Raw genomic sequence first — 9737 nt, 5'->3', positions numbered from 1 at the left:
TCTCAATGGCTTGTGTGATAACCGCTTCAAAACCCTTATAAATCTCACTGCTATTATTAGAGATATAGGCGTGAGACATTGCTTCATGAAATGGCTTACCTTCATCATAAAGAGCTTTTGTCCGCTCCATTATCTTTTTAAGGGAGTTCTCAGCTCGAAGCCTTCGAAACTCGGCTTTCTTGTCCTTGTTTGCAAAGTGTAACGGGGATCGCTGAAGAGGAACACCTTTGCTCCAAATGTCGAAAGGGGTCATTTATAAAGAATTCTCAGATATTATGCGGCTTACAGTTAATAGTTTTGAATTTAGCATCAATCGCTTAGCTGCGTCGATAACCGACAAGACGCCTAAGATGCATTATTCCAAAAATTATGCTTGAAAGACTGTCACTTCCCATGATTTTTCAAAGAAAATCTTCAAGGAGATTTGAGGAGGGCAGTACTTCCAAGCATTTATTCAGAAATATTCTTTAAAGTTATTCTGTGCGCGACATGATTTGCGCTAACTCATCACTAATGCGGGCCGCTGCCATATGTACAGGGTCATCGGCCAAGTGGGCATAGCGGGCGGTGGTTTGTACTTGGCTATGACCTAATAACTTACCAATCATCGGCAGGCTTTCACCCAGCCCAACAGCGCTGGTGGCAAACGAGTGTCGCAAGTCGTGCAATCGGACATCTTCCAGCTTGGCAGCTTTACGAATGCGCCGCCACGGCTTTTGCATATCGCTCAAGTGAGAACCGGGCAGCTTGCCCACAATCACATAGGGATTATCTGGAAGCTGCTCGATACCTGCCAGCACCTCCAATGTGGCAGGGGCAAGATAAACGCGCTTGGCACCTGTTTTGGAATCTGGCAAGTAAGCTGAATTACCTTTGATGTAATCCCACTTCAAGGTCTGTATTTCGCCAAGGCGGCAACCGGTCAGGATCAAAAGGCGAATGCAGTTAATCGCTGCTTGGCTTTCTAACTTGGCCGCTTCCATCTGGTTTAAACAGGCGCTGAGTTTTTGTAGTTCTTCTGTACTTAAAAAGCGTTCGCGTTTCTTCTCTTCGTACTTCTTAACATTCCGGCATGGGTTGGTGTTTTCTTCGCGCAGTCCCCAAATCTCGGCCTGCTTAAACAATACCGATAGTACGCCAAGGGTGCGGTTGGCTTGGTAAGGGGTCGCGCTATGTTTTGCCTGTAGGCTGGCAATATGGGACCGCTTCACACTATTGATTTTATGGGTGCCAATGGCAGGGGAGATAAACAGCTCAACGCAGCGCTTATACTCTTTGGCGGTGCTGGCTTTACAGTGCAAAGGCACATACTCTTTTAAAAAGCGCTCGCAAACAGCAGCAACAGTTGGGCTGGCTTTTTGGCGCTTGTCTTCTTCAGCGGGGTTCTCACCGCGTGTCACGGCTGCCAGTAGTTCTCTTGCTTCGCGCTTGGCCTCATCAACGGTTATGGTGCCATATCTGCCAATGGCTTTGCGACGGGTGCGGCGGCTGTCATCGCGGTATTGAATGAGAAAGCTCTTACGCCCTGATGGCATAATACGAATGCCAAAGCCGGGTAGGGTTTCGTCCCATACGAAGTAATCTGATGATTTGATTTCTAAAGTATCTATGGTTCTCTTAGAGAGTTTTGTCATGCTTCCAATTCCTTTTATGGAAGCTATATGGAAGCAATTGAAATCGAAATACAAGCATAAATTGTGAATGTGTGTGCACGTAACTCTATAAATAGTTGAATTGAATCAGTATGATAAGGATATTTTTGTGCGTTGATGAATGTAGGTGCACAACTGGAGATACTAACTCATAACCTGAAGGTCGTAGGTTCAAATCCTACCCCCGCAACCAAAGAATCTTCATTATATATCTATTATAGAAATAGACCTGCAGAATAAAATAAGCAGGGCTTTTGTGTTTAGCACCAAAAAACTTTGATATGTTTGTTTCTTTTCAACAATTCAACAATTCAACAATTTATGATTAACTTCTATTTGAAGTATTCGATTATTAAAGTGATTCTAATAAAATGACGTTTTGCAATTTACAATTTAAGTCAAATTGGCGAACCTATCAAAAACGTGTACTTGATGAACTGGATGGTCATTTAGACGACGATCATTTACACATTGTAGCAGCTCCGGGATCGGGTAAAACCATTCTTGGTTTAGAGGTTATGCGTAGACTGGATAAACCAACCATAATATTAGCACCATCTATTGCTATACGTAATCAATGGATTGACCGAGTGACTTCATTATTTCTGGATGAAGGTGCTGCGTTTACAGACTGGATTTCAAATGACCTTCGCAAACCAAAGAAACTAACGGTGTGTACCTATCAAGCGCTACATGCAGCATTAACAGGTGCTGAGGAGTTAGAGGAGGAATTCGATTACAATCTAGGTGAACAGGCCACTGCCACCACTAAAAAACATAAAGTCCCCTATATCATTAAACATCTTGCTACTCTGGATGTGCAAACAATTATATTAGATGAAGCGCATCATTTAAGAAATGAATGGTGGAAAGCTTTAAGTCACTTAAAAGAGGGGTTGCATAAGCCAACTGTTGTTTCATTAACAGCTACGCCACCCTATGATGTCGATTATAAGGAATGGCAAAAATATGAGAAGTTATGCGGTCCTATAGATGCTGAAATCTCGGTACCCGAACTTGTGAAACAAGGAGATTTATGCCCGCATCAAGACTACCTACATTTTTCACTACCAACTAAATATGAACTTCATAAATTACACCAATTTAAACAAAATATAGCTGATTTCACCTACCAGTTACAACAAAATCAAGATTTTATAGAAATTTTGAAAATGCACCCATGGGTGAGTTCGCCCCAACAACACCTTGAAGAAATACTCTCAAATCCAAAATTTTTTACGTCTGTAATTATTTTCTTTAGGGCGATTGGATATGCTCCGCCTGCATATGTACTGGAAATTTTAGGCGCGAAGAACGAGAGCATTCCACCATTGGATGCCAAGTGGCTAGAAGTGCTGCTTGACGGAGTTATTTATTCTCAAGCCAAATACTTTACTCAAAATCAAAAACTAATTGAGGAATTGGCATTCGAGTTGAAGAGGATCGGGGTAATTGATCGAAAACAAGTCACTATTAGTAATCCCAAAGAGTATAAAAAAATCCTAGCTAATAGTTTAGGTAAGCTTGAGAGTATTCGCAGTATTACGCTTGAGGAAGCACGGGAGTTAGGCGATGAACTGCGACTTGTTGTGCTCTCTGATTACATTCGCTCTGAAGAACTACCAAAATCAATAAATGATATTAAGCCACTAAGTAAACTTGGTGTCCTACCGATTTTCGAGCATCTTCGCAGGGCCAAAATTCCTAATATTAAGCTTGGTGTTTTGACGGGTTCAGTGATTATCCTACCCGCAGAGGCGGCGAAAGTCTTTCAACGAGTTGCTTTTGCAAACAATATTGATGCTCGGTACTTTCATTTTGCGCCATTGCCACATGATAAGAATTTTGTACAGCTACAAATCAATGGAGAACACAAACAAAAAATTGTTTACCTGATAACAGAGGTTTTTAATCAAGGTGCAATATCGGTCTTGGTGGGTACACAGGCATTACTAGGTGAAGGCTGGGATGCTCCAACTATTAATAGTTTAATACTTGCCAGCAATGTAGGCTCATACATGCTTTCAAACCAGATGCGAGGGCGAGCAATAAGAATTGATCCACAAAGGCCGAAGAAAACAGCAAATATTTGGCATTTGGCGTCACTTGATATTGAAAATCTGGAAGAGAAGTTAAGCTCATATGCGAGAGGAGGAGACCAAAGGCAACGGGCTTTTGATCAATTTGAAGATATTCAGCAAGACCTTGGTGAAGACTTACGCATGATTCAAAGGCGTTTTAAAGCTTTTGTAGGTGTTACCTATGATTACCCATTGCAAATTGAAAGTGGATTCAAACGACTAGGTCTTGGGCAAACAAAATGGACAGAGGCGGGTGTTTGGCAACTCAATCAAAAGACACTGAAGAGTGCTCACGCAAGAGAGAGGCTACATCACATATGGAATGACGCATTGCAAGGTTCTAGCCCAAAGCCGGAAATGCAAGAGTATACAGCAGCCAATAATGCACCCAGTGGATTTACTCTATATGAAACAATTAAGTACACACTATTTGGCGCTTTACTGATGGGGGCATTTGTTCTGTTGCAAACACCAAGAGTGGCGGCAATGGGAGTGGAACTTGTTTGGCTCATTATGGTGAGCCTCGGCTTGATAGCTTTTTATAGCGTGCCGAAAGCATACAAAGCTATCAAACTTCTTGTATGCAATGGCACGTTGGAAAAATCACTTCAACAGGTTGGGTGGGCGCTCCTGGAAACACTAGAGCATATGGGGCACATCAAAACCGGCAGGCATAATTTGAGACTACAAGCGCATCAAAACCGCATGGGCATTGTCTATTGCCGTTTGGATGGAGCAACAGATGCTGAACGACGATTATTTCTAGAGGCGATGCAAGAGGTTTTAGGACCGACAGGCAACCCTCGCTATTTGCTCGAACGGCACTCAAAGCTATGGGGATTTAACAGAAAAGATTATCATCCAGTTCCGGCAATTATCGGTCAGACAAAGAAAAACGCGCAATATTTTGCTAAAAAATGGAACAGATACGTGGGAAAAAGCAATCTAGTCTACACACGTACACTTGAAGGCCGGTTAGCACTCTTACGTGCCAGGGCCAGTTCATTTGCAACAGCATTTCAAAAAAAGACAGAGCGCATGTCTATATGGGAGTAGATTGAGGCAGAATAAACTACGTTAGGATGTACCAATATCCGTTGACAAATTAACTTCTCAAATTGTGTGAGATGGTATGCAAGGTAATTTTTTCGGGTCGCACATATTCTTGGCTTCGGATTTGGTTCCCGAACAGACAATGCGCCTAGCAGAACGTGGTTCATTTTCTTATCGAACAGGACACACCCATCAGGTTCTATTTTCCATATCAGGCATAAATTCGCTAAAAGGTAAGCTACATAGTGTCCTCCTAAGTCCGATGACTACTAGTTATTGCTTTTGATACTTGAAGCTTGAAAAGTACACAGATTACGTCATTATTAGTATCCCGACTCTCAACTATGATAATAAACAGGAATTCATCCACGATAAAGCCAAATTTATATAATTTGATTATACTGTTTTTGTGGTCTACTCTTCTTCTGCTCGTCGTTAGTTTCTCTCCAACCGTGAGACGGAAGTGCTATCTATGCGGCAAGTCGCAAAACGCTTTTGCGTCGGAGAAGCGTGCGTTATTCGCTGTGTTAAATGAACGAGTCTCAACTTGATATGCCCCCCAATAATTAGGACCGTTTCAGGTTGGAGTTTTCCATTTAAACTCCCGTTGTCGGGAGGAGGAGAATTCGATGAAAGCCTCAAAGTTTTCATAAGGCACAGATTGCCTTTGTTTTAAAGCAGGCTGAAGATGGCATGGCGATAGCCGATGTCTGTCGCAAGTCTGGAGTAAGCCTAGCAACATTTTACAATTGGCGCAAGAAGTATGCCGGGCTTATACTCTCGAAGATGAAGCGTCTGAGACAGCTAGAAGCACAGAACTGGCGCTTGAAGCGGTTGGTCGCGGACCTTTCCTTGGACAAGGCAATGCTTCGCGATGTTTTGTCAAAAAAGCTCTAAGGCCTGCTCGCAAACGTTTGCTGATTGATGAGGTTCGCGAGACATGGAATGTATCCGTTCGCAAGGTCTGCAAGGCATTGAAGATTGATCGTTCTTTGTACACCTATACCCCAAAGCGTGGTGATCAGGCTGCTTTAAAGCTGCGCATAAAAGAGATCTGTAAAACCCGTGTCCGATTTGGTATCAGGTGGGTTCATGTCCTTTTGCGGCGAGAAGGCTGGGAGATCAATCCCAAGCGTGTGCGCCGATTTTACAATGAGTTAGGCCTGCAACTGCGCAACAAAACGACCAAACGAGAGGTTAAAGCAAAGCTGCGGCTAGATCGTAGTGAGCCAACCCATACCAATCAGATTTGGGCGATGGATTTTGTCCATGATCAGCTCGCGAGCGGTCGCAAACTGCGTATCCTTACCATCATTGATAGCTATTCCCGCTTTTCGTCTGTCACAGATCCAAGACTTAGTTCCAAAGGAGAAAACCTCGTTGAAACACTGGAAAGGGTCTGTAGGGGGACCGGGTACCCTTAAGTCATAGGCTGTGATAATGGCAGCGAGTTCGTGTCTCGTGATCTTGATCTGTGGGCCGACACGAAAGGTATCACCCTCGACTTTTCGCGTCCAGTAAAGCCGACAGACAATGCCTTCATTGAAAGCTTTAACGGTTCTTTGCGGAATGAATGCTTAAATGCACACTGGTTCATGAGGCTTTTTGAGCCCGTGAAAAATTGGAGACTTGGCGTAGAGACTACAACGAGGTCAACCGCTCATAGCGATATTGGGAATAAGCCCCCTGCAGCGCTCGTAAATGCTCAGCTGACGATACTCTGATTTGAGTGAAACACCCCGGAAAATCTTCCAGCCGGGTGGTCCCAAAACGGGGAATAGCGCAAGGTTAAGTAGAATCCTATAATAACGAGGAGCAAATTAAGGGTAGCAGGCAACTACAAATCCAGATTTTATGAATCACATTTAAAAAATACTGGAATCGAAAAACATCATATTGTACACCACTACTAGATATGCCAATGGCACGAAAATCGCAAAAATATGGAAGCTTCATAGGTTAGTTTCATTTAAATATCACCTATGCACTTGATATCCCTAGGGTAATAAAATGATTAATAGTATATCATCTTATAAAATAAAATCTAATGACTTTAAGAATAAAGAAGAAGAAATATTAGATTGTATAAAGAAACGTAGTGATTTAAGAATATTTAAATACGAAAATGAAATCGTTAATGATGTAGAGTTGCTAGAAAGGTGTCGTGAGGAGCTAAGCAATAGGGCTCCATCATTTGGTCGATATTTCTATGAATTAATCTTAAAATTTTTTTCTAAGGATTATACTGATATAACCACTCTGATGGATAGTTTTTTATCATCGAAAATTCCATTAAATGCTGCTAGGAATGATAGCTATTTCAGGATTTTATACTTTATAGCAACTGAGACAGGGGATAGAGAGCACTATTTACGTGCGTATTACGGCCTTTCTTTTAATGTTGGTCTTATGGTAACAAGTAGTTTTTTACAGACTAGAAGGCATGCATACATATTAGATTGTTTGACAAAAATTGATCAAGATTTGCCGGCTTTTAAGGGAGAATTAGTAGAACCAGATAAAATAGAATCCTCGAAAGAAAACATTAATATCGTTGGTATAATGCGTGTTAGAAATGAGGTTAATATCATAGAATCTGCTATATCAACTCTTAGTAATTTTGTTGACGCTATAGTTGTCTATGATGATTGTTCTGATGATGGGACATTAGACGTAATTAAGAGAATTTCTACTAAGTATAAAGTTAAAAAAATAATTGATAATAAAGCTTGGTTGTTCAATGAATCTTATGCACATAATAAGCTATTTGAGGCGGCTCGTTCCCTTGATGCAACACACTTTGTGCAATTGGATGCAGATGAAATTTTGTCTGGCCATTGGTTGAAAACGGGAGCTAACTTTAGAGATGTACTCTCTATTATGAAACCAGGTGATTGTTTAGCACTACCCTGGTTAGATATGACTTCGGATTCTTCAATACTAGATAGATCTAAATTAACAACTAAAGAACCTCTCTTCCGAGGACGTATGTTCAAAGATATAGCATACTGTGACGATGGGTTATCGTATTTTGACCCATTAAATTCTATGCATGTCAATATTGTTCCAAGTGTCTATAAGAAAAGATATATAATAACTGATAATCGCTATGCTTTACTGCATCTTGAAAACCTTAATCTTGAAAATTTAATCGTTAAAAAAGACTGGTATAAGGTTTTTGAATTTGTCAATGAGAGAAAAAATAGTATTGATATAGCCTCCTACAATATATCTGCAGAAATTAATTCTTGGAAACAGGCCGAATCTCCATACCACGCTAGCTTTGAATCTTACACTAACTTTAAAATCAATAGATATGAACAATTAAGCATATGGCGGATAAAGTACATTGCTGACGCAATCAGTAGTGGAGAAATAGGTTTCGATCATGCAAGTAAACTACAATACAGGTATGAAGATATATTCACTGATTATCAGAGTGAATTTCATACTGGCGTATCTGATCTTAAAATATTAACCAATACAGTAGCAAGTAATAACTTTAAAAAGTATTCAGATAGTAGAGTTAAGAAGCTACACAATATGAACTTATTAAAGTATCTCGTTACTAAAATTATCACGATCGCACCTTTATATCTAGTGAAGCGATCAAATAGTAGCTTACGTAATAAATCCATTAAAGCTATTACGTTTTTTTCAGAAAAGTGGCTGGAGACTACAAAGTATAAATTTAATAATAATAAATTGGAATCAAGGTCTTTAGCTGTTTGTCTTGGTAAGCCTCAATTTGAGACATTGCAAGCGGTGATCAAAAAACGATATAATAGCACCAAAAGTATCGATCTTTTGATATATTATAAGGACGCTTCAATTGAAAAATTAGAGCAATTGGCAGAAGATGCTCATGAAACAGGTTTGTTTTCTAATATATATATAAGCGAGGATTTATTCCAACCAAATGTGATCCGTGGATTGAGAAAACTATATAAAAGGAATTCTTGGAAAGCAAAACTAGTTAATGATTTAGGCTATTATAACTATGAAGAATTAGTTCTTCCTAAATTATTTCATCCTCCTGAAAAGGCAATTGTTGAAACATTTTTGAATTCTTCTATTGTGCTATATGATGAAGGGTTGAGAAGTAAAATAGACATGAAAATTAACAGACCTACATTGAAGCAATATGAAAAAATGACTTCTTCAGGAATTGCTAGTGAGCACCTTAAGCGCATTGTGGCTTACTATACAAATAATAAACTGTTAGGTGTGCCCAATTATATTATTGAAAATTCAAGTATTTTTATTCAGAAAAATAAATTCCCTCATTTTCATAGTGATATAGTTTGCTATTTAGATAATGAGAGTGATGATTGTAAACAATTAAAACAAGGCAATTACGCATTGTTAATTACGCAAAACCTATACAATACAGAAATGACAACTATGGATAATGAGATTGATATTTATAAAAATACAATCAATTATTTAAAAGGGATTGGGTTGGACGTAAAAATAAAATTCCACCCAAGGGACAGCTCTTTATTTAAAAAGCAGTTGCTTTCTAGTATACATGGTGTTGAGGATGTTGATAAGGAAAGTAAGTATACTGCAGAAAAGTTCTTAGAAAATAATAGACCCCGCCTAGTGGTAGGTGTTATATCTTCAGCTTTGGTAACTATAGCTGAAAAATACCCCAATTTAGCTTATACAATAGTGGGCACCAATCTCATGAAAGAAGGTGTAACTTGGGATAAAGATCATCTTGGTATAACAGGCTTGGTAGAAAATACCGTACCTCCAATATCATTTTATAAGTTGGAAAATACTGGAGACACTAGTAGTTAGTTCTACAATTGATCTAGTTAATTGAATATAAGAATTCAGAAATGATCTTTACATTGACCTGCTCCCCAAGTTCCCTCCATGTTTTAAGAGGATCCTTGTTTTCTATTTAAGCCTCATGCTGCCATTTTTTCCAGTCGGTTTTGCC

At 39.7% G+C, this 9737-nt stretch carries 4 protein-coding genes and 1 pseudogene; 3 read left to right on the top strand and 2 right to left on the bottom strand.

Going from position 1 to position 9737, the window contains the following annotated elements:
- A partial coding sequence (locus AYK67_RS17330) for a hypothetical protein (RefSeq protein ID WP_206597487.1) occupies window positions 1-253 on the bottom strand: 253 nt, incomplete at its 3' end.
- A 220-nt stretch (window positions 254-473) separates the two neighbouring features.
- Entirely contained in the window at window positions 474-1634 is a 1161-nt protein-coding gene (locus AYK67_RS01840) for a tyrosine-type recombinase/integrase (RefSeq protein ID WP_068081529.1), read from the bottom strand.
- Between the two features lie 389 nt (window positions 1635-2023).
- Between AYK67_RS01840 and AYK67_RS01835 the strand changes: the two genes are divergently transcribed.
- The 3 genes and pseudogenes from AYK67_RS01835 (at window position 2024) to AYK67_RS01825 (ending at window position 9592) form a co-directional block, all read left to right on the top strand.
- The gene (locus tag AYK67_RS01835; RefSeq protein WP_068081526.1) at window positions 2024-4789 is read left to right on the top strand and encodes a DEAD/DEAH box helicase family protein; all 2766 of its coding nucleotides are present in this window, start codon (window positions 2024-2026) and stop codon (window positions 4787-4789) included.
- Between the two features lie 626 nt (window positions 4790-5415).
- Window positions 5416-6510 (top strand): annotated as a pseudogene (locus AYK67_RS01830) (IS3 family transposase).
- 286 nt (window positions 6511-6796) lie between these two features.
- Window positions 6797-9592 carry a polysialyltransferase family glycosyltransferase gene (locus AYK67_RS01825; protein WP_068081523.1) on the top strand — a complete coding sequence of 932 codons (2796 nt, stop codon included), beginning with the start codon at window positions 6797-6799 and terminating at the stop codon, window positions 9590-9592.
- Window positions 9593-9737 lie beyond the last annotated feature (145 nt).

Origin of the sequence: Polycladidibacter stylochi (assembly GCF_001562055.1) — a bacterium.
GTDB classification, from domain to species: Bacteria; Pseudomonadota; Alphaproteobacteria; order Rhizobiales; family Stappiaceae; genus Pseudovibrio; species Pseudovibrio stylochi.
The sequence above is the reverse complement of the archived record's forward strand: the minus strand, read 5'-3'. Positions and strand labels throughout refer to the sequence as shown.